The organism is Nocardioides astragali (assembly GCF_024436375.1).
GTDB classification, from domain to species: domain Bacteria; phylum Actinomycetota; class Actinomycetes; order Propionibacteriales; family Nocardioidaceae; genus Nocardioides; species Nocardioides astragali.
Genome location: NZ_JAFMZM010000004.1, coordinates 455,635 through 475,479 on the forward strand (window position 1 = coordinate 455,635; position 19,845 = coordinate 475,479).

Below are 19,845 nucleotides of genomic sequence, written 5' to 3' on the forward strand. Positions count from 1 at the left end.
GGAGTCAGTGGAGGCGTTGACGTGACGCGGCCGCGGCAGGCGCCCTCGACCGCGGCCACCGACCTCGCCGACTGGCTGGGTCGCAGCACCGACGTCTCCGTCCAGGGTGACCTCGACATCGCGGTCTCGGGCATCTCCCTGAGCACCGCGCGGGTGCGACCCGGAGACCTCTACGCCGCACTCCCGGGCACGCGTGCCCACGGCGCCGACTTCGCCGCCGACGCGTTCGCCGCGGGTGCGGTGTGCGTGCTCACCGACCCGGCCGGCCTCGACCGGCTGGCGGCGGCGACCCCGGCGATCGTCGTACCTGATCCGCGCCGGGTCCTCGGGCGCCTGGCCGCGCGGATCTACGGCAACCCGGCCACCGACCTGCGTGTCATCGGCGTCACCGGCACGCAGGGCAAGACCACCACCACCCGGATCCTCGAGCAGGGGCTCACCGCCTCCGGGGTGGCCTCGGCAGTGGTGGGCACGGTCGGCACCCGGATCGCCGGCGAGGACGTGAAGACCGAGCTGACCACGCCCGAGGCGCCCGACCTGCACGGCCTCTTCGCGCTCATGCGCGAGCGCGGCGTCGACACGTGTGCCATGGAGGTCTCCAGCCACGCGCTGGTGCTCGGGCGGGTCGACGGCGTGGTGTTCGACGTCGCGACCTTCCTCAACCTCGGGCGCGACCACCTCGACTTCCACCGGGACGTCGACGACTACTTCGCGGCCAAGGCCGGCCTCTTCACCCCGGAGCGGGCCGGAGTCGGGCTGACCAACGTCGACGACGAGTTCGGGCGCCGGCTGCTCGACGTGGCGACCATCCCGATGTCCACCTACTCCTCGCACGGCCGGGCCGCCGACTGGCGCGCCGTCGACGTGTCCCTCTCGCCGACCGGTGCCGACTTCACCGTCCTCGGGCCGGGCGTCGAGGTGAGCGCCGCGATCCACCTCCCGGGCGAGTTCAACGTGTCCAACGCGCTCGCCGCGATCGCCTCCGCGGCGCTGGCGGGACTCGACCCGCGCTCGGTCGCGGACGGCATCGCGCGCGTCGGCGGCGTACCCGGCCGCCTCGAGCAGGTGACGCGGGGCCAGGACTACACCGTGGTCGTCGACTACGCCCACAAGCCCGACGCGCTCGAGGCGGTCCTCGCCGCCCTGCGCGCGCTGACGCAGGGCCAGCTGATCGTCGTGGTCGGGGCCGGCGGCGACCGCGACACGATCAAGCGGCCGCTCATGGGCGAGATCGCGGGTCGGCTGGCCGACGTCGTCCTCGTCACCGACGACAACCCCCGCAGCGAGGACCCCGCGGCGATCCGGGCCGCGGTGCTCGAGGGCACCCGCGGTGGTCGCGCGGGCGTGGCCGAGATCGGCGACCGCCGACTCGCCATCCGCGAGGCCGTACGCCGTGCCGGGCCCGGCGACGTCGTCCTGATCGCAGGCAAGGGCCACGAGAGCGGCCAGGAGGTCGACGGGGTCGTGCACCCCTTCGACGACCGGGTCGTCGCTGCGGAGGAGATCGACGGCCGCGGGAGCTCCCGGTGATCGAGATGACGCTGGGCGAGATCGCCGACGTCGTCGGGGGAGTGGCCCACGGGGAGGCGACCGTGACCGGTGCGGCCTTCCTCGACACGCGCACGCCGGAGCCCGCCGGCCTCTTCGTCGCGATCGCCGGTGAGCGGGTCGACGGCCACGACCTCGCGGCCGCGGCCGGTGACGCCGGTGCCGTCGCGGTCCTCGGCACCCGGCCCACGGAGCTGCCCACCGTCGTCGTGGACGACGTGACCGCCGCCCTGGGCCGCCTGGCCCGCCACGTCGTGGACAGGCTGACCGAGGTGGTCGTGCTCGCCATGACGGGCTCCCAGGGCAAGACGGGCACCAAGGACTACCTCGCGCACGTGCTCGGCGAGGCCGGGCCGACGGTCGCCACACCGGGTAACTTCAACAACGAGCTCGGGGTGCCGCTGACGGTGCTCCGCGCCACGCCCGACACGCGCTACCTCGTCGTCGAGATGGGTGCCCGCGGCGTGGGGCACGTCGCCGAGCTGTGCGAGATCGCACCGCCTCGGGTCGCCGCGGTCCTCAACGTCGGCACCGCCCACATCGGCGAGTTCGGCAGCCGTGAGGCGATCGCGCGGGCCAAGGGCGAGATCGTCGAGGCGTTGCCGCGCGACGGGACCGCGGTCCTCAATGCCGACGACGACCTCGTCGCCGCGATGGCGACGCGGACCGTTGCCTCGGTCACGACCTTCGGCGGCGGCACCGCGGACGTCGCGGTCAGGGAGGTCACCGCCGACGAGCTCGGCCGGCAGTCCTTCGAGCTCGTCCATCGCGGCTCCGGTGCCACGGTGCACCTCGCCCAGGTCGGAGCCTTCCAGTGGCGCAACGCTGCCGCGGCCGCGGCGATGGCCCTGGCCGCCGGCCTCGACCTCGACACCGTGGCCGACTCCCTCGGTGACGCCGGACCGGCCAGCCGCTGGCGGATGGAGCTGACCGAGCGCCCGGACGGGCTGGTCGTGATCAACGACGCCTACAACGCCAACCCCGAGTCCATGCGCGCCGCCCTCGAGACGCTCGCCGGCATCGGGACCCGCAGCGGTCGGCGTACGGTCGCCGTGCTGGGCGAGATGCTCGAGCTCGGCGACGGTGCCGTCGCCGCACACACCGGCGTGGGGGCGTACGCCGCGGAGGCCGGGGTGGACGTGCTGCTCACCGTGGGACCTGCTGCCGCCGCCATCTCCCGGGGCTTCGAGGCGGCAGGAGCGAGGGGAGTGACGGCCACCACGGTGGGGCGTGACGCGGCCGTCGAGTGGCTGCGGCACAATGTCTCGGCTGCTGATGTCGTCCTGGTGAAGGCATCCCGGGGAGCGGCGCTGGAACTGATCGCCGACGACCTCATCGACCAAGGGAGACGCACCCCATGAGAGCCATCCTGTTCGGAGGAGGACTCTCCCTGCTGATCTCCCTGCTCGGCACGCGCTACGCGATCCGGTTCTTCACCCGGCAGGGATTCGGTCAGCCGATCCGTGACGACGGCCCCACCACGCACCACATCAAGCGGGGCACGCCGACCATGGGCGGCGCCGTCGTCGTGCTGGCGACGGTCGTCGGCTACTTCGCGGCCAAGGTGATCACCGGCCAGGCCCCCACCGCCTCGGCGCTCCTCCTCCTCTTCCTGCTGGTGGGGCTCGGCGTGGTCGGCTTCCTCGACGACTTCCTCAAGGTGAGCCGTCAGCACAGCACCGGCCTGCGCAGTCGCGCCAAGATGATCGGCCAGACGGTCGTCGCGCTGGTCTTCGGCTTCCTGGCGCTCTCGCCCGCGTTGGAGGACGAGCGGGGCTGGCGCCCTGCTTCGGACCACATCTCCTTCATCCGCGACTACGAGCGGTTCGCGCTGCCCGCAGTGCTCGGCCTGCTGCTGGTCTGGTTCATCGTCACCGGCTTCAGCAACGCGGTGAACCTCGCCGACGGCCTGGACGGCCTCGCGACGGGCGCGTCGATCCTGATCTTCGCCGCCTACACGCTCGTGAACATCTGGCAGAACAGCCAATCCTGCGCCCTGGAGGCCGGCCCCAAGTGCTACGAGGTCCGCGACCCGCTGGACCTGGCCGTCATCGCAGCGGCCCTCACCGGCGCCTGTTTCGGGTTCCTGTGGTGGAACGCCTCGCCGGCCCAGATCATCCTGGGCGACACGGGCTCCCTGGCCCTGGGCGGTGCGATGGCCGGCTTCGCGATCATGACCCGCACCGAGATGCTGCTGCTGGTCATCGGCGGCCTGTTCGTGGTGATCACCCTCTCCGTGATGATCCAGGTCTCGGTCTTCAAGGTCAGCCGTGCCAGTGGGTTGTTCCGGAGCATCTTCAAGGTCCAGCCGGGCCATCGCGTGTTCCGGATGACGCCGCTGCACCACCACTTCGAGATGCTCGGCTGGGAGCAGGTCACCATCGTGATCCGCTTCTGGATCGTCACGGGGCTGGCCGTCGCCACCGGCCTCGGCATCTTCTACGCCGAGTGGGTCGCCGGCATTGGGTAAGACCCCCGACGTGCAGTCGCTGGGGCGCGCCAGCGACTGGTCGCACGTCCGCGTGGTCGTCGCCGGCTTCGGCGTCTCCGGCTACGCCGCCGCCGACAACCTGCTGTTCCTGGGCGCCCAGGTGACGGCGCTCGACGAGGCCACGAGCGAGGAGAAGGCGGAGAAGGCCCGGCTCCTCGAGACCCTCGGTGCCACAGTCCGGCTGGAGCCCGGCGCGACCGCGCTCCTGCCCGACGAGGTCGACCTGGTCGTGACGTCCCCCGGCTGGAAGCCCACGTCACCGCTCCTGGCCCAGGCTGTCGAGCGCGGCATCCCTGTGTGGGGCGAGGTGGAGCTCGCGTGGCGGCTGCGCGACCCCGAGCGGGCCGCCCCCTGGCTGGCCGTCACCGGCACCAACGGCAAGACCACGACGGTGCAGATGCTCCAGTCGATCCTGCTCGCCGCGGGCCTGCGGGCTGCGGCCGTCGGCAACGTCGGACTGCCGATCGTCGAGGCCGTGATGGATCCCGAGCCCTACGACGTCCTCGCCGTCGAGCTGTCCAGCTTCCAGCTCCACTACACGCACTCGATGGCCGCGGAGTCGGCCGTCGTGCTCAACGTCGCCGACGACCACCTCGACTGGTACGACGACGAGCCGGGCGGTCGTACGGGCGGTCGTACGGGCGGTCGCACTGGGATGGAGCGCTACGCCGCCGACAAGGCCAGGATCTTCGAGCGCGTCCAGCGCGCGTGCGTCTACAACCAGTCCGACCCGGCCACCGAGGACATGGTCCGCGACGCAGACGTGGCCGAAGGAGCGCGCGCCATCGGGTTCACGCTCGGCATGCCGGCCGCCGGCAACCTCGGCGTGGTCGAGGACCTGCTCGTGGACCGTGCCTTCATCGAGGAGCGGGCCACCAGTGCCGCCGAGCTGTGCACCCTGGACGACCTGGCGTCGACCGCCCCCCACTTCGTCGCCAACGCACTGGCCGCCGCGGCGCTCGCCCGTGCCCACGGAGTCAGCCAGCAGGCAGTGCGCGACGGGCTGCGCGCCTTCCGGCCCGACGGGCATCGCATCGCCCACGTCGCCGAGGCCGACGGCGTGAGCTGGGTCGACGACTCCAAGGCCACCAACCCGCACGCCGCGCAGTCGTCCCTGCAGGCCTACGACCACGTCGTGTGGGTCGCCGGTGGCCTCGCGAAGGGAGCCCGCTTCGACGACCTCGTGGTCGCCGTCCGCGAGCGCCTGCGGGGTGTCGTGCTGCTGGGCCGGGACCGCCAGGTCGTCGCCGACGCACTTTCGCGACACGCGCCCGATGTGCCGGTCATCGATGTGGGTGCCGACGAGACTGGTGACCCCATGGAGCGCGTGGTCGACGCCGCTGCCGGGCTCGCCAGGTCCGGAGACACGGTGCTGCTGGCGCCGGGATGCGCCTCCATGGACATGTTCGCCAACTACGGCGCCCGCGGCGACGCGTTCGCGGCGGCCGTGCACCGCAGGATCGCCCGCAACGACTAGCCCGACGACCGGCCCGACGACACGGAGGGGAGCGCGAGAGACGTGACCACCGCGAACCCCGAGGACGTCCCGACGTCGACCCCGGCGTCGACGCGGCCTCCGCTCGGGGCGGGTCTCGCGGCCAGCTGGCGGTCCGTGCGAGAGGCGCTCGACAAGCCGCTCGCGTGCTACTACCTGCTGCTGGGCTCGTCGGCGCTGCTGCTGACCATCGGCCTGATCATGGTGCTGAGCGCCTCCAGCGTGCGTTCGTTCATCACCTACGACGACTCCTACGCCGTGGTGAAGCGACAGCTCCTCTGGGTGGTGATCGGGCTGCCCGCCGCGTGGGTGGCGTCCCGGCTGCCGATCAGGCACATCCGGCGCCTGGCCTATCCCGGCTTCATGCTGGCTCTCGTGCTGCTGGGGCTCGTGGCGAGGTTCGGCGTGACCATCAACGGCAACAAGAACTGGCTCGCGCTCGGGCCCTTCACCATCCAGCCTGCCGAGATCGCCAAGCTCGCGATCGTGCTCTGGGCCGCCAACATCTACGCCCACAAGGAGCGCCGGCTCCGCGAGCTGCACCATCTCCTCGTGCCCGTGGTCCCGGGCCTGTTCGCGGTCATCGGCCTGGTCCTCGTCGGGCGCGACCTCGGCACCGCCATGGTGCTCGCCGCGATCCTGCTCGGCATGCTCTGGGTCGTCGGCGCGCCGCTGCGGCTCTTCGGGCTCAGCCTCTCCGTGCTCGGCGTCGCTGCCGTCGCCCTGGCCGCCACCGACCCTGAGCGGCTCGAGCGGATCACCCACTTCACCGATCCGTTCAAGGACTACACCGACGCCGGCTGGCAGCCCGCGCACGGCCTCTACGCGCTGTCCACCGGCGGGTGGTTCGGCGAGGGCATCGGCGCCTCCACGCAGAAGTGGGGTGACCTCCCCGAGGCCCACACCGACTTCATCTTCGCCGTGCTGGGCGAGGAGCTGGGCCTGGCCGGCACCCTCCTGGTCGTCGGACTGTTCTTCACCATCGCCTACGCCGCGATCCGGGTGGCGCTCACCACCACCGACCCGTTCGTCCGCTACGCCACCTTCGGCATCGTGGTCTGGCTGCTCGGGCAGATGATCATCAACGTCGGCATGGTCCTCGCCGTCCTGCCGGTCATCGGCATCCCGCTGCCGATCGTCTCCTACGGTGGCTCGGCATTGCTGCCCTCCCTGGTCGCCCTCGGCCTCGTCATCGGCTTCGCCCGTCGCGAGCCCGAGGCCGCGGCCGCGCTGGCCGCGCGCCGACGCAACCGCTCCGCCGGTCTCTCCGCCGCCAACGTCTCCGCCTCCAACCTCTCCGCCTCTGGCCTCTCCGACCCGCATCGCTAGATTTGACCTGATGCGCGTACTCCTCGCCGGCGGCGGTTCCGCTGGCCACACCTCGCCCCTGCTCGCCACCGCCGACGCCCTGCGTCGGCTCGACCCGGCGACCCAGGTGACCTGTCTCGGCACGCGCGAAGGTCTCGAGGCGCGGCTCGTCCCGGAGGCCGGGCTGCCCCTCGAGTTCGTCCCCCGGGTGCCGCTGCCCCGCAGGCCCGGCCCCGACCTGCTCCGTACGCCGACCAGGCTGCGCGCCGCCCGTGCCGCGGCCCTCGACGTCATCGACCGGGTGCGCCCCGACGTGGTCGTCGGATTCGGTGGCTACGTCTCGGTGCCGGCCTACCTCGCCGCGCGCAAGCGCGGGCTCCCGATCGTCGTCCACGAGGGCAACGCGATCGCGGGCGTCGCCAACAGGCTGGGCGCCCGGATGACCACGCATGTCGCCACCAGCTTCCCCGACACCGACCTCCCGCACGCGGTCTGCACCGGTCTTCCCATCCGACGCCTCATCTCCACCATGGACCGGGCAGCGCTGCGCGCCGAGGCGCTGGCGACGTTCGGCCTGCGTGACGACCTGCCCACCCTGATGGTCACCGGCGGCTCGCAGGGCGCGGCGCGCATCAACGCGGCCGTCTCCGGTGCGGCGTCCGCGCTCGCCGACGCCGGAGTCCAGGTGCTGCACATCGTCGGCCCCAAGCACGAGCTCCGCGTCCGGTCGGGCGAGGTGCCCTACGTCGTGGTCAACTACGTCGACCGGATGGACCTCGCCTACGCCGCCGCCGATGCGGTGCTGTGCCGGGCCGGCAGCAACACCGTCACCGAGGTCTCCGGCGCCGGTCTGCCCGCGATCTACGTCCCGCTGCCGATCGGCAACGGCGAGCAGGCGCTCAACGCGCGACCCGTGGTCGGGGCGGGCGGCGGCCTGCTGGTCGCCGATGCGGCGCTGACCCCGGAGTGGGTCGCGGCCAGCGTGCCCGGCCTGCTCACCGACGCCGAGCGCCTGGCGGAGATGGGTGCCGCGGCGCGGGGAGTCATCCCGCTCGACGCGGACGAGAAGCTCGCCCGGATCATCCTGGCCGCCCCGACAGGCGGGTCGGCGGCGTGAGGATCCCGGTTCCCGACGAGATCCTCCCGGCCTCCGAGCTCGGTCGCGTCCACTGCGTCGGCATCGGCGGTGCCGGGATCTCCGCCATCGCCCGCATCATGGCCGCCCGCGGCGTCACCGTGACCGGCAGCGACGACCACGACACCCCGTTCCTGCCGTCCCTGCGCGAGCTCGGGGTCACCTGCCACCTCGGCTACGACCCGGCCCACGTCGGCGACGCCGACACCCTGGTCGTGACGACTGCCGCACGCGACGACAACCCCGAGGTGCTGGAGGCACGGCGCCGGGGGCTGCGGATCCTGCCCCGCTCGGCCGGGCTGGCCGCGGTGATGGCGGGATCACGCGTCCTCGCGGTCGCCGGCACGCACGGCAAGACGACGACCACCGGGCTGCTCACCGCGGCCCTGCTCGCCGCCGGTGCCGATCCGTCGTACGCCGTGGGCGGGGTGCTGACCGCGACGGGCCGCAACGCCGACGCCGGCACCGACGACCTGTTCGTGGCCGAGGCCGACGAGAGCGACGGGGCCTTCCTCGTCTACCGCCCGTTCGCCGCCATCGTCACCAACGTCGAGGCCGACCACCTCGACAACTGGGGCACCGAGGAGGCATACCACCGCGCGTTCGAGGACTTCGCCGACACCGTCGACCGGGCCGGGTTCCTCGTCTGTGTGCTCGACGACCCAGGCGCCGCCGAGCTGGCCCGCCAGGGCCGCGCGCAGGGGCTGGAGGTGATCACGGTGGGGGAGTCGGCCGACGCCGACCTGCGGGTCCATGACCTGCTCCTCGACGGCTCCACGTCGTCGTGCCGGGTCACCCTGGACGGGGACGACCTCGGCGAGCTGCGCCTGGGGATCCCCGGTCGCCACTACGTCCTCGACGCGGTCGCCGCGCTCGCGATGGGGCTGCGGCTGGGGTTCGGCTTCGACGCACTGGCCGAGGGCCTGGGCGGGTTCACCGGCACGGGTCGCCGGATGGAGCTCAAGGGAGAGGCCCGCGGCATCCGCGTCTACGACTCCTACGCCCACCACCCGGTGGAGATCCGCGGTGACCTCGAGGCCGCCCGCGCCCTCGCCGGCGGCGGCCGCGTGGTCGCCGCGTTCCAGCCCCACCTCGTCTCCCGCACGCGGGTCTTCGGCGAGGCGATGGGCGTGGCCCTGGGGGCCGCCGACGAGGTCGTCGTCCTCGACGTCTACGTCGCTCGCGAGGACCCCGACCCCGACGTGACCGGTCGTCTCGTCGCCGACGCCGTACCGCTGCCCGCCGACCGCGTCGCGTACGTCGACGGGCTGGCCGCAGCGGCGCAGGCGCTGGCCGGGCGCGCGAGACCCGGCGACCTGGTCATCACCCTCGGCGCGGGCGACATCACCAGCGTGGGCCCTCACGTGCTCGACCTGCTCGGGGGTGCCTGAGTGGAGCCGGAGGACCGCGCGACCCGACGCACCCGTCGCCGCTTCGCGCGTCGCCAGTGGGCCCGCCGCTGGCTCTCCCTGCGCTACGTGCTCGCCCTCGTCGCTCTCGTGGCGCTCGTCGCCACCTCGATCTGGCTGGTCTTCTTCTCCACGACGCTGCAGGTGAAGAAGGTCGAGGTCGCCGGCAACCATCTGCTCAGCGATGCCCGCCTGCGCGAGAGAGCCGACATCCCGCTCGGCGACCAGCTCGCCCTCGTCGACCTCGGTCGCGCCGACGCCCGCGTCGCCTCGCTGGCGGAGATCAGGTCCGTCGACGTCACCCGCACCTGGCCCGACGGGGTCCGCATCGAGGTGGTCGAGCGCACCGCCGTGGCGGTGGTGGAGCTGGCCGGCCGGATCCGCGGCCTGGACGCCGAGGGTGTGGTGTTCCGCGAATACCGGTCCGCTCCGCAGGGGATGCCGCGCATCCGGCCCGGGGGAGCAGCCGGCACCGACGCGCTCAAGGAGGCCGCGACCGTGGTGTCCGCCCTGCCGGAGGACCTCGCCGCGCGCGTCGACCACGTCGAGGTGGAGACCGTCGACCAGATCACGCTCGTGATGCGCGACCAGCGCCGGGTGATGTGGGGGAGCGCGGAGCAGTCCGAGCTCAAGGCACAGGTGATCGACCGCCTGCTCGCCGCGGAGCAGGCGAGCGTGTACGACGTCAGCGTCCCCGGGAACCCGACCGTCCGCTGACCGCCGGCCGGCTGTCCGCGAGGTGCGGGCAGCCGGCTCACTTTTCTTCGCCACCGGCGATTCGCGGGCGTGTCCGCCGCGGTTTCGTGGCGCGTGCTGCCTATGGTCTAGCGAAAGGCGAGGTTGACATAACTATAACCCTCAGGTTCACGGTTAGGGTTCCGGCGCCCGAGGGTCACGTAGTGCCGATCGCGTCACTTCCCGAGCTCGCACTCCGCACATCACAGTCCTCACACACAGTCCTCATTCACGTAGTCCCATCAAGGAAGGCCCTGGAGCCGTGGCAGCAGCGCAGAACTACCTGGCGATCATCAAGGTCGTGGGCATCGGTGGAGGTGGCGTCAACGCCGTCAACCGGATGATCGAGGTCGGCCTCAAGGGCGTCGAGTTCATCGCGATCAACACCGACGCCCAGGCACTCCTCATGAGCGACGCCGACGTCAAGCTCGACATCGGCCGCGAGCTCACCCGTGGGCTCGGCGCCGGCGCCAACCCCGACGTGGGCACCAAGGCGGCCGAGGACCACGCCGACGAGATCGAAGAGGTCATCAAGGGCGCCGACATGGTCTTCGTGACCGCCGGCGAGGGTGGCGGCACGGGCACCGGCGGCGCGCCCGTCGTGGCCCGCATCGCCCGGTCGCTCGGAGCCCTGACCATCGGGGTGGTGACCCGGCCGTTCGCGTTCGAGGGGCGCCGTCGCGCCAACTCCGCGGAGGAGGGCATCAGCCAGCTCCGCGAGGAGGTCGACACCCTCATCGTCATCCCCAACGACCGGTTGCTGTCGATCACCGACCGCAGCGTGTCCATCCTCGACGCCTTCAAGCAGGCCGACCAGGTGCTGCTGCAGGGTGTCTCGGGCATCACCGACCTGATCACCACCCCCGGCCTGATCAACCTCGACTTCGCCGACGTGAAGTCGGTGATGGCCAACGCCGGCTCGGCCCTCATGGGCATCGGCTCGGCCCGAGGCGAGGACCGCGCGGTCGCCGCCGCGGAGATGGCCGTCTCCAGCCCGCTGCTCGAGGCCAGCATCGAGGGCGCGCACGGCGTGCTGCTCTCGATCGCCGGTGGCTCCGACCTCGGGCTCTTCGAGATCAACGAGGCCGCGGCCCTGGTCTCGCAGGCCGCGCACGCCGAGGCCAACATCATCTTCGGTGCGACCATCGACGACGCCCTCGGTGACGAGGTCCGGGTGACCGTGATCGCCGCCGGCTTCGACGGTGGCATGCCCAAGCGTCGCTCGGACGGCAACGTGCTGCAGCGCAACCAGCCGGCCCAGACGCAGGAGCAGACCCGCGCAGCGGCCCAGCAGGTCGCGACCAGGGCTCCTGCGCCGGCGTCCGCCCAGGGTTCCTCGGCTCAGCCGCCGGCCCCGACGACGTTCGCACCGTCGACGCCGTCCCCGTCCCAGTCGCCGTCCCAGTCCCCGTCCCAGGACGGCCAGCCGGCGCCGGTCCGGTCGCAGCCGGCCAGGCAGGTGCAGTTCGACGACGACGAGCTGGACGTGCCGGACTTCCTCAAGTGACCCACCTGCTGACCACGCCGTGACCCTGCTGCGCCACCACGACCGGTTCGAAGGCGACCTCGTGATCGAGGTCGCCTTCACCGACGTCTCCCTCAGCCTGGGAGACACCGCGGATCCGGACGTGCGAGCCGCTGCCCTGGCTCAGGTCGCCGCGGAGTCGGGTGCGACCCCGGTGCTCATGCACCAGGTCCACGGCGCCGACGCGGTCCTCGTCGACGACGGGGGCTCGGGTCCGATGCCGACGTGCGACGCGCTCTACACGTCCCAGCCCGGCATCGCGCTGCTCGCCCGGGCCGCCGACTGCGTGCCGGTGCTGCTCGCCGACCCGGCGACCGGCTGGATCGCCGCGGCCCACTGCGGCCGCCCCGGGCTCGCGGCAGGGGTGGTGCCGCGGGTGATCGCCGCCCTGCGCGAGCGCGGTGCCGAGCCGGGCGTGGCCTGGATCGGACCGCACGTGTGCGGCGCCTGCTACGAGGTGCCCGCCGAGCTCCAGGACGAGGTGAGCACCCTCGTGCCCCAGGCCCGCTCCACGACGTCGTGGGGGACTCCGGCCCTCGACCTCGGGGCAGGTGTCCGCGCCCAGCTCGAGGGGGCCGGCATCACGGACCTCCGGGAGGTGGACGCGTGCACGCGCGAGGACCCCACCTGGCCGTCCCACCGCCGCGACGGTGCCGCCGCGACCCGGTTCGCCGGCGCGATCTGGAGCCACCCGTGACCGACGCGCCCACCCACCCCGACCGCCGCGACCAGGTGGCGGCCAACCTCGCCGCCGTACGACGACGCATCGCCGTGGCGTGCGATGAGGCAGGCCGCGACCCGGCAGAGGTCTCGCTCGTCGTGGTCACCAAGTTCTTCCCCGCTTCCGACGTACGCCTGCTCGCCGACCTCGGCGTCACCGACGTCGGGGAGAACCGCCACCAGGAGGCCCAGGCCAAGGCGGCCGAGTGTGCCGACCTCGGGCTGCGCTGGCACTTCATCGGGGGCCTCCAGTCCAACAAGGCCGGCGCCGTCGCGTCGTACGCCGACGTGGTCGAGTCGGTCGACCGGGTGAAGCTGGTCGCCCCGCTCTCCCGCGGCGCCCACTCCCGATCCCACGCCGTCGACGTCCTCCTCCAGGTCAGCCTCGACCCACCCGGAGCCGACCACCGCTCCGGTGCCGACCCCGGCGACCTCGACGAGCTCGCCCGCGCTGTGGAGGGGGCGGGCATGCTGCGACTGCGCGGACTGATGGCCGTCGCGCCGTTGGGGCACGACCCCGCCACCGCCTTCGCCCGGCTCGCGGAGATCCGCGAGGAGTTCGTGGCCGAGCACCCCGACGCCACGGTGCTCTCCGCCGGCATGAGCGGTGACCTGGAGGCGGCCGTCGCGCACGGCGCGACACACGTGCGTGTCGGCTCCGCGGTCCTCGGTCCGAGGCCTTCGGTCCAGTAATGTCCACAACAGTCAACAGGTGCCCGGATCCGGGCATCGGGTCTAGCGGAGGAACAGTCTCATGAGCGGCGCGATGCGCAAGATCGGCGAGTACCTCGGCCTGCTCGAGGACACCGGCCACTACGACGAGTACGACGGCGATCAGGAGACCTCGACCCACGACGCTGTCGACCAGCGCCCGGTCGCGCGCGACCGGCGCCCTGCCCCTGTGTCCGATCTCGCCGAGCGCCGCCGTCCGGCGCCGGTCCAGACAGGAGTCGTGGCCGAGTTGAGCCGCATCACCACCCTCCACCCTCGTAACTACAACGAGGCCCGCCTGATCGGTGAGAACTACCGCGACGGGACGCCGGTCATCATGAACCTCAGCGAGATGGACGACAACGACGCCAAGCGTCTCGTCGACTTCGCAGCGGGCCTGATCTTCGCCACTCGGGGCACGATCGAGCGGGTGACCAACAAGGTGTTCCTGCTCTCGCCGCCCAACGTCACGGTCGCGGCCGAGGACAAGGAGCGGATGGCCCAGGACGGCTTCTTCAACCAGAGTTGATCCATACTTCTCTCGTGTACGTCTTCGGTCTGGTCCTCTGGTACGTCCTGTTCATCTTCATCGGGCTGCTCTGGATCCGGTTCATCGTGGACTGGGTCCAGGTCTTCGCCCGGCAGTGGGAGCCGCGCGGTCCGCTCCTCGTCGCGCTCGAGGGCGTCTACTCCGCCACCGATCCGCCCATCGTGGCCCTGCGACGGGTCATTCCGCCGCTGCGGATCGGCTCGGTCGCCCTCGACCTGAGCTTCCTGCTCGTGATGGTGGCAGCGTGGCTGCTGCTCAACATCGTCGCCACCATCTTCCTTCGTTGAACCATCCGCCACACGGGTCACTGTGCCCCGGCCGGCGCCGGGCGCTATTGTCTCCTGACAGCAGAGCCACCGTGATATCGATCGTGAAAGTTTGGGTGAGGTCATGCCGCTGACGCCTGAGGACGTGAGCAACAAGCGCTTTACACCTGTTCGTCTCCGCGAGGGGTACGACATGGGCGAGGTTGACCAGTTCCTCGACGAGGTCGAGGCGGAGCTCGCGCGGCTCACCAAGGAGAACGACGACCTGCGGTCCAAGCTGTCGGCCGCACAGTCCGGTGGCGCCTCGACGTCTGCGCCCGCCGCGCCGTCGTTCGCTCCTGCGGCACCCGAGCCGGAGCCCGAGCCGGAGCCCGAGCCGGTGGCACCCGCGCGGGTCGCCGCTCCCGTGCAGACCTTGCGCGTCGAGAACATCGCCGACGCCTCCAACGCCGCGGCTCGCCTCCTCGAGATCGCCACCCGCAACGCCGACGAGCTCGTCGAGGACGCGAAGAACGAGGCCGACCGCATCGTCGGTTCCGCCCGCACCAAGGCCGAGCGCCTCGAGGCCGAGGCGAAGACCAAGGCCGACCGCATGGAGGCCGACGCTCGCCAGCGTTCGCAGATGCTCGACTCCGAGACCGCGGAGCGTCGCCAGCAGATGTTCGGCGACCTGGAGAAGGAGCGCGACAAGCTCAACAGCGACGTCGAGACCCTCCGCCAGTTCGAGCGCGAGTACCGCTCGCGGCTCAAGACCTACTTCACCCAGCAGCTCGAGGCCCTCTCCACGGGCAACGAGAGCCAGGCGCCGGTGGACAGCGGTCCCGGGCCCAAGCGCCTCCGCTCGGTGCTCGGCGACGACGAGGGCTGACCCTTCCGACACGCTCTCGACAAGCGCGAACGGCCGACCGAGAGGTCGGCCGTTCGCGCATTTCGGCGCGCCGGGTGTTGGTTCGCCTCGCGGCACCGGATAGCCTCCCTGCCACCGTGTGGTGACAGCCACACCCGATGCATGGCTGGAGGCCCTCGGAGATGGCTGGCAGTACGCGTAAGTCCCTCGCAGGCACCGCCGCGGCCGCCGCGAAGCGGGTGATCGGCCGACGCGGCTCGTCGACGGACGGCGTCCCCGCCAAGGCCGGCGCCGCGAAGTCGGTGGCGAAGAAGGCCGCTCCTGCGAAGAAGAGCGCGGCGAAGAAGGCTCCTTCGACGCCGGCCGCTCCCGCCAAGAAGGCGGCCGCGAAGAAGGCCGCTCCCGCGAAGAAGGCTGTCGCGAAGAAGACTGCCGCCACGAAGGCTCCCGCCAAGAAGGCCGTCGCGAAGAAGGCGGCGCCCGCGAAGAAGGCGGCGCCCGCGAAGAAGGCCGCTCCCGTCAAGAAGGCTGCCGCGAAGAAGGCCGCTCCCGTCAAGAAGGCTCCCGCCACCAAGGCCACCGCCACCAAGGCCACCGCCAAGAAGGCCACCGCCAAGAAGGCCACCGCCAAGAAGGCCACCGCCACGAAGGCTGCCGCGTCCAAGGCCCCGCCCGCCCCGGCGAAGAAGACCGCTGCGACGAAGACAACCCCCGCCCCGAACACCACCACGAACACCACGTCCACGAAGAAGGCAGCCCCAGTGAACGACGCGGCCCAGGCCAAGAAGTCCGCCCCTCGCAAGGCCACTCCCGCCAGGCTCGTGGTGCTCGAGGGTGAGGACGCCTGGACCCGTGGCGAGCTCAACGAGGTCGTCAAGGAGCTGCGCGAGCACCGCGAGCGCCTCACCGTCATCGTCGACCGGTCCGAGGAGGAGCTCGCCGGGCTCATGCGTGACGCCGGCGACGGTGCCGGCCACGACCAGGCCGACGTCGGCGCGACCAGCTTCGAGCGCGACCACGAGCTCACCGTGCTGGCCAGGGAGCGCGAGACCCTGGCCCAGATCGACCGGGCGCTGGCGCACATCGACGACGGCACCTACGGCGTCTGCGAGTCCTGCGGCAACCCCATCGGCAAGAATCGGTTGATGGCCGTGCCCCATGCCACACTGTGCATGTCATGCAAGCAGCGCGAGGAGCGTCGCTGAATCCCAGCGACCAGGTCGATCACGACCCGTCCCGTCGGCGCGTCGACGCACGACTGGTCTTCGCGGGGATGGCCCTGCTGGCCTACGCGCTCGACCTCGGCTCCAAGCAGTGGGCGCTGGCCTCCCTCGCCGACGGCGACATCGCGGTGCTCGGTGACTGGTTCACCCTCCACCTGACCTTCAACCCCGGTGCCGCGTTCAGCACCGGCACCGACTTCACGATCGTCTTCACCTGCCTGGCGATGGTGGCGGTCGTGGTGGTGCTGTGGCTCAGCCGGCGCGTCGTCAGCACGGGATGGGCGCTGGCGCTGGGACTCCTGCTCGGCGGCGTCGGCGGCAACCTCACCGACCGCGTCGTCCGCGAGCCCGAGCCCTTCCACGGGCATGTCGTCGACTTCTTGATGGTGCCCAACTGGCCTGTCTTCAACGTCGCCGACATCTGCATCAACATCGCGGCGGGGCTGATCATCCTGCAGACCTTCCGCGGGGTGGCCCTCGACGGCACCCGTGGCTCGGATGCAGGGTCTGATCCCGAGCCGGGCGCCACAGCATGATGACGCACGCCGAGCAACGCACCGTCTTCGTCCCCGACGGCCTGGCCGGCGAGCGGGTCGACGCCGCGATGGCGCGGATGTTCGGCTTCTCGCGCACCAGGGCCGCGGACCTGATCGCCCAGGGCCTCGTCGAGGTCGACGGCGCCGCGGTGGGCAAGAGCGACCGGGTGCACGCCGGATCGATGCTCGACGTGACCATCCCAGCAGAGACCGACCCGCTGGTCGTGGTCCCCGAGATCGTCGAGGGCATCCGGATCATCCACGACGACGACGCCATCGTGGTGGTCGACAAGCCGGTCGGCGTCGCGGTGCACCCCTCGCCCGGCTGGACCGGGAAGACCGTCGTCGGCCACCTCGCCGGAGCGGGTTTCCGGATCTCCACGAGCGGGGCCAGCGAGCGGCAGGGCATCGTCCAGCGCCTCGACGTCGGCACCAGCGGCGTGATGGTCATCTGCAAGTCGGAACGCGCCTACTCGGTGCTCAAGAACGCCTTCCGCCACCGCACCGTCGACAAGACCTACCACGCGCTGGTGCAGGGTCACCCGGACCCGCTGGCCGGCACGGTCGACGCCCCGATCGGTCGCCACCCCCACCACGACTACAAGTTCGCGGTCATGGCCGACGGACGGCACAGCGTCACCCACTACGAGACGCTCGAGGCCCACCGGTTCGCGAGCCTGCTCGAGGTCCACCTCGAGACGGGCCGCACGCACCAGATCCGGGTCCACATGAGTGCCCTCAAGCACCCGTGCGTGGGAGATCTGACCTACGGCGCCGACCCCACCCTCGCCAAGCGTCTGGGACTGGAGCGCCAGTGGCTGCATGCCATGCGGCTGGGGTTCGAGCACCCCGAGACCGGTGACTACGTCACCTACGAGTCCACCTACCCCGCCGACCTCGCGCACGCGCTCGACGTCATCCGTGATGAGCGCTGAGCTGGCCCTTCGCCCCGCCTCGGCGGCCGACCTGCCGATGCTGGCCGAGGTGCACCTCGCCGCGCGCCGGGCCGCCGGCGACGCGTTCCCGCATGCTGTCCACGGCGACGACGAGGTGCGGGCCTGGGTCGCAGGCTGGGACCTGACGGCGTACGACGTGTGGCTGGCCGCCTTGGGCGCCGAGGTGGTGGGCTACGCCCGCTGCACGCCGTCGTGGCTCGACGACCTCTATGTCCACCCCGACCACCAGGGCAGCGGGGTCGGCACGGCGCTCTTCGAGCTGGTGACCACGCTCCGACCCGAGGGCTTCTGCCTGTGGGTCTTCGAGTCCAATGAGCCGGCCCGTGCGTTCTACCGGCGGCGCGGCTGCCTCGAGCTCGAGCGCACCGACGGCTCCGCCAACGAGGAGCGGGCGCCCGACATCCGGGTGGCCTGGCCGGGGCCCGACCCGCTGGCCTTCCTGCGTGGCCTGATCGACGAGACGGACCTGGTGCTCGGCGACGTCCTCGCCCGTCGTACGGCCCTGACGCGCGCGGTGCAGTCGGTGAAGCCGTCGGTGGAGCGCGACCCGGTCCGGGAGGCCGAGATCGCCCGGCGCGTGGCCGCCGTGGTCCCCGAGCTCGGCGAGGAGCGCGTCGCGCGGATCGTCGACGTCATCATCGCCCAGTCCCTCGACGCGTCACGCCGAGAGTCCATCTGACGGGGCACTGACCGGGCACGCACCGGGCCCGCACCGGGCATGATGGGCCGGTGCTGCCACGTCCCGGCGAGCTCCTCCACTTCAGCGAGGACCCCTCGATCCGGACCTTCGTGCCGCACGTGGCTGCCACGGCGCTGCAGCCCGAGGCGTACGTCTGGACCGTCGACGCGCTGAACAGCCCGTGCTACTGGTTCCCGAGGCAGTGCCCGCGGGTGTGCTCGTGGGGCGACGGGGCCACGCGGGTGCACGCCGTCGAGGAGGCGTGGCTGCCCACGATGCGCACGACGGCGCTGTACGCCTACCGCTTCGCCGCCGCGGACTTCGAGCCCTTCGGCGACCGACCCCATGCCCACGTCGCCACGCGCCCGGTCGCGCCGCTCCGGCCGCCCGTCGAGGTCGACGACCTGGTCGGGCTGCACGAGGAGCACGGCATCGAGCTCCGGGTGATGCCGGCGCTGGAGGAGCATTTCGCCGGCGTCCGCGCGGCCGGGCTGGAGTTCTCGGCGATCCGGATGGGCAACGCCGGTGTCGGACCCGGTGGACCCTTCGCCACCCGTCGCTGAGGTCCCATCCGCTGGTGGGCAGAATGGGGGCCGTGCTGCTCTACGACGACGTGATCGAGGAGTACCGCGACTTCGCCTCCTACGCCGCGAGCGACTCACCGTGCTTCGAGGAGTGGGCCACCGGCGTCGCCGACGACCCGGAGGTGCTCGCCTGGCTGGAGACGCTGCCGCCGATCAAGCGCCAGCCCAACCTGGTCTTCGCGGCCGCTCGCTGGCACGGTGCGCCCGCCCCTGCCCCGTACGACTCCCTGCGTCGGGTGCTGCTCGAACGTGAGCCCGACGTCCGCGAGACCGTCATGTCCCGGGCGACGCAGACCAACGAGGTCGGCCGACTCGCCACGCTCGCGCCGGTGATGGGTCTGCTCGAAGGCCCGCTCGCGCTCATCGAGGTCGGCGCGAGTGCCGGGCTGTGCCTGTTCCCGGACCGCTACGACTACGCGTGGCCGCCGCTGGGCGGGCTGCGCGGCGGCGGGGCGGCGCTGCTGACCGCGGAGGCCACCGGTCCGCTGCCGGTCCCGGCGCGGCCCCTGGAGGTCGGCTGGCGGGGCGGCGTCGACCTCAACCCCCTCGACGTCACCGACCCGGACGCGATGGCCTGGCTGGAGACGCTCGTCTGGCCCGAGCAGGACCAGCGGCGGGAGCGACTGCGTACGGCCGTGGCGGTGGCGCGACGCGAACCCCCTGCACTGCGTCGCGCCGACCTCTTCGACGCCCTCCCCGCGCTGCTCGACGAGGCGGCACCGCACGGGACCCCGGTGGTGTTCCACTCGGCGGTCGTCGCCTACCTCGAGCAGGCCGAACGAGACCGGTTCCACGACCTGATGACCGGACTGGTGTCCGAGGGACGCTGCCGGTGGATCAGCAACGAGGGACGGGGCGTGCTGCCCCGCGTGAGCGGCAGCCACGTCCCCACAGGCAGGTTCGTGACCGCCCTGGACGGCGTGCCGCTCGCCTACAGCCACGGCCACGGGCACGCGATCGACTGGCTCTCCTGAGCAGGTGGCGCGTCTTGTCGGTGGCGCCCTGCACACTGACGTAGGCTGACGATTCTTCCCCCTCGAGTGCCCGCTGCGGCACTGCTGACTCGTCAGCGACGCCCCACCCCAGAAGTGACACCGTCAGCGACCCTGAAAGGTGCGGAAGTCCCC

Annotated in this window: 20 protein-coding genes; all 20 read left to right on the forward strand. The window is 72.0% G+C overall.

Features of this window, described 5'->3' with window-relative positions:
• Positions 1-21 precede the first annotated feature (21 nt).
• Positions 22-1,530 carry a UDP-N-acetylmuramoyl-L-alanyl-D-glutamate--2,6-diaminopimelate ligase gene (locus J3P44_RS15435; RefSeq protein WP_255891323.1) on the forward strand — a complete coding sequence of 503 codons (1,509 nt, stop codon included), beginning with the start codon at positions 22-24 and terminating at the stop codon, positions 1,528-1,530.
• A 5-nt stretch (positions 1,531-1,535) separates the two neighbouring features.
• Complete coding sequence (locus J3P44_RS15440; protein ID WP_255891627.1) at positions 1,536-2,909, forward strand: UDP-N-acetylmuramoyl-tripeptide--D-alanyl-D-alanine ligase; 1,374 nt, start codon at positions 1,536-1,538, stop codon at positions 2,907-2,909.
• Positions 2,906-4,018, forward strand: coding sequence for a phospho-N-acetylmuramoyl-pentapeptide-transferase (gene mraY, locus J3P44_RS15445; protein WP_255891324.1), 1,113 nt, complete (start codon positions 2,906-2,908; stop codon positions 4,016-4,018). Before J3P44_RS15440 ends, mraY begins: the two co-directional genes overlap by 4 nt.
• Complete coding sequence (gene murD / locus J3P44_RS15450) at positions 4,011-5,516, forward strand: UDP-N-acetylmuramoyl-L-alanine--D-glutamate ligase (RefSeq protein WP_255891325.1); 1,506 nt, start codon at positions 4,011-4,013, stop codon at positions 5,514-5,516. Before mraY ends, murD begins: the two co-directional genes overlap by 8 nt.
• A 42-nt stretch (positions 5,517-5,558) precedes the next feature.
• Positions 5,559-6,863 (forward strand): putative lipid II flippase FtsW, encoded by a 1,305-nt coding sequence (gene ftsW / locus J3P44_RS15455; protein WP_255891326.1) that lies wholly within the window; start codon positions 5,559-5,561, stop codon positions 6,861-6,863.
• A 10-nt stretch (positions 6,864-6,873) separates the two neighbouring features.
• Positions 6,874-7,959 carry an undecaprenyldiphospho-muramoylpentapeptide beta-N-acetylglucosaminyltransferase gene (murG, locus tag J3P44_RS15460; protein ID WP_255891327.1) on the forward strand — a complete coding sequence of 362 codons (1,086 nt, stop codon included), beginning with the start codon at positions 6,874-6,876 and terminating at the stop codon, positions 7,957-7,959.
• A complete protein-coding gene (gene murC / locus J3P44_RS15465; RefSeq protein ID WP_255891328.1) occupies positions 7,956-9,368 on the forward strand; it encodes a UDP-N-acetylmuramate--L-alanine ligase in 1,413 nt (470 codons plus the stop codon). Before murG ends, murC begins: the two co-directional genes overlap by 4 nt.
• Positions 9,369-10,103 carry a cell division protein FtsQ/DivIB gene (locus J3P44_RS15470; RefSeq protein WP_255891329.1) on the forward strand — a complete coding sequence of 245 codons (735 nt, stop codon included), beginning with the start codon at positions 9,369-9,371 and terminating at the stop codon, positions 10,101-10,103. It begins immediately after the preceding gene.
• Positions 10,104-10,383: 280 nt separating this feature from the next.
• Positions 10,384-11,628, forward strand: a complete 1,245-nt coding sequence (gene ftsZ / locus J3P44_RS15475; protein ID WP_255891330.1) for a cell division protein FtsZ — start codon at positions 10,384-10,386, stop codon at positions 11,626-11,628.
• Between the two features lie 19 nt (positions 11,629-11,647).
• A complete protein-coding gene (locus J3P44_RS15480; RefSeq protein WP_255891331.1) occupies positions 11,648-12,343 on the forward strand; it encodes a purine nucleoside phosphorylase YfiH/LACC1 family protein in 696 nt (231 codons plus the stop codon).
• The gene (locus J3P44_RS15485) at positions 12,340-13,059 is read left to right on the forward strand and encodes a YggS family pyridoxal phosphate-dependent enzyme (RefSeq protein ID WP_255891332.1); all 720 of its coding nucleotides are present in this window, start codon (positions 12,340-12,342) and stop codon (positions 13,057-13,059) included. The genes J3P44_RS15480 and J3P44_RS15485 overlap by 4 nt, the downstream gene beginning before the upstream one ends.
• A 61-nt stretch (positions 13,060-13,120) precedes the next feature.
• A complete protein-coding gene (locus J3P44_RS15490) occupies positions 13,121-13,606 on the forward strand; it encodes a cell division protein SepF (RefSeq protein WP_255891333.1) in 486 nt (161 codons plus the stop codon).
• A gap of 14 nt (positions 13,607-13,620) precedes the next feature.
• Complete coding sequence (locus J3P44_RS15495; protein WP_255891334.1) at positions 13,621-13,914, forward strand: YggT family protein; 294 nt, start codon at positions 13,621-13,623, stop codon at positions 13,912-13,914.
• Positions 13,915-14,017: 103 nt separating this feature from the next.
• On the forward strand, positions 14,018-14,761 hold the full coding sequence (locus J3P44_RS15500) for a DivIVA domain-containing protein (protein ID WP_255891335.1): 744 nt from the start codon (positions 14,018-14,020) through the stop codon (positions 14,759-14,761).
• A 161-nt stretch (positions 14,762-14,922) separates the two neighbouring features.
• The gene (locus J3P44_RS15505) at positions 14,923-15,945 is read left to right on the forward strand and encodes a TraR/DksA family transcriptional regulator (protein ID WP_255891336.1); all 1,023 of its coding nucleotides are present in this window, start codon (positions 14,923-14,925) and stop codon (positions 15,943-15,945) included.
• Complete coding sequence (lspA, locus tag J3P44_RS15510; RefSeq protein ID WP_255891337.1) at positions 15,918-16,499, forward strand: signal peptidase II; 582 nt, start codon at positions 15,918-15,920, stop codon at positions 16,497-16,499. Before J3P44_RS15505 ends, lspA begins: the two co-directional genes overlap by 28 nt.
• Complete coding sequence (locus J3P44_RS15515) at positions 16,496-17,434, forward strand: RluA family pseudouridine synthase (protein WP_255891338.1); 939 nt, start codon at positions 16,496-16,498, stop codon at positions 17,432-17,434. The genes lspA and J3P44_RS15515 overlap by 4 nt, the downstream gene beginning before the upstream one ends.
• Positions 17,424-18,134 carry a GNAT family N-acetyltransferase gene (locus tag J3P44_RS15520; RefSeq protein WP_255891339.1) on the forward strand — a complete coding sequence of 237 codons (711 nt, stop codon included), beginning with the start codon at positions 17,424-17,426 and terminating at the stop codon, positions 18,132-18,134. The genes J3P44_RS15515 and J3P44_RS15520 overlap by 11 nt, the downstream gene beginning before the upstream one ends.
• A gap of 50 nt (positions 18,135-18,184) precedes the next feature.
• Positions 18,185-18,697, forward strand: a complete 513-nt coding sequence (locus tag J3P44_RS15525; protein WP_255891340.1) for a DUF6886 family protein — start codon at positions 18,185-18,187, stop codon at positions 18,695-18,697.
• Between the two features lie 32 nt (positions 18,698-18,729).
• Positions 18,730-19,692: a DUF2332 domain-containing protein gene (locus tag J3P44_RS15530; RefSeq protein ID WP_255891341.1), complete on the forward strand. Its 963-nt coding sequence runs from the start codon at positions 18,730-18,732 to the stop codon at positions 19,690-19,692.
• Positions 19,693-19,845: the final 153 nt, after the last annotated feature.

Bases quoted from the DNA above. Each gene is read 5' to 3' on its own strand.
- J3P44_RS15440 (WP_255891627.1), top strand. From the start codon at position 1,536: ATGACGCTGGGCGAGATCGCCGACGTCGTCGGGGGAGTGGCCCACGGG.
- mraY (WP_255891324.1), top strand. From the start codon at position 2,906: ATGAGAGCCATCCTGTTCGGAGGAGGACTCTCCCTGCTGATCTCCCTG.
- murG (WP_255891327.1), top strand. From the start codon at position 6,874: ATGCGCGTACTCCTCGCCGGCGGCGGTTCCGCTGGCCACACCTCGCCC.
- J3P44_RS15490 (WP_255891333.1), top strand. From the start codon at position 13,121: ATGAGCGGCGCGATGCGCAAGATCGGCGAGTACCTCGGCCTGCTCGAG.
- J3P44_RS15500 (WP_255891335.1), top strand. From the start codon at position 14,018: ATGCCGCTGACGCCTGAGGACGTGAGCAACAAGCGCTTTACACCTGTT.
- J3P44_RS15505 (WP_255891336.1), top strand. From the start codon at position 14,923: ATGGCTGGCAGTACGCGTAAGTCCCTCGCAGGCACCGCCGCGGCCGCC.
- lspA (WP_255891337.1), top strand. From the start codon at position 15,918: ATGCAAGCAGCGCGAGGAGCGTCGCTGAATCCCAGCGACCAGGTCGAT.
- J3P44_RS15515 (WP_255891338.1), top strand. From the start codon at position 16,496: ATGATGACGCACGCCGAGCAACGCACCGTCTTCGTCCCCGACGGCCTG.
- J3P44_RS15520 (WP_255891339.1), top strand. From the start codon at position 17,424: ATGAGCGCTGAGCTGGCCCTTCGCCCCGCCTCGGCGGCCGACCTGCCG.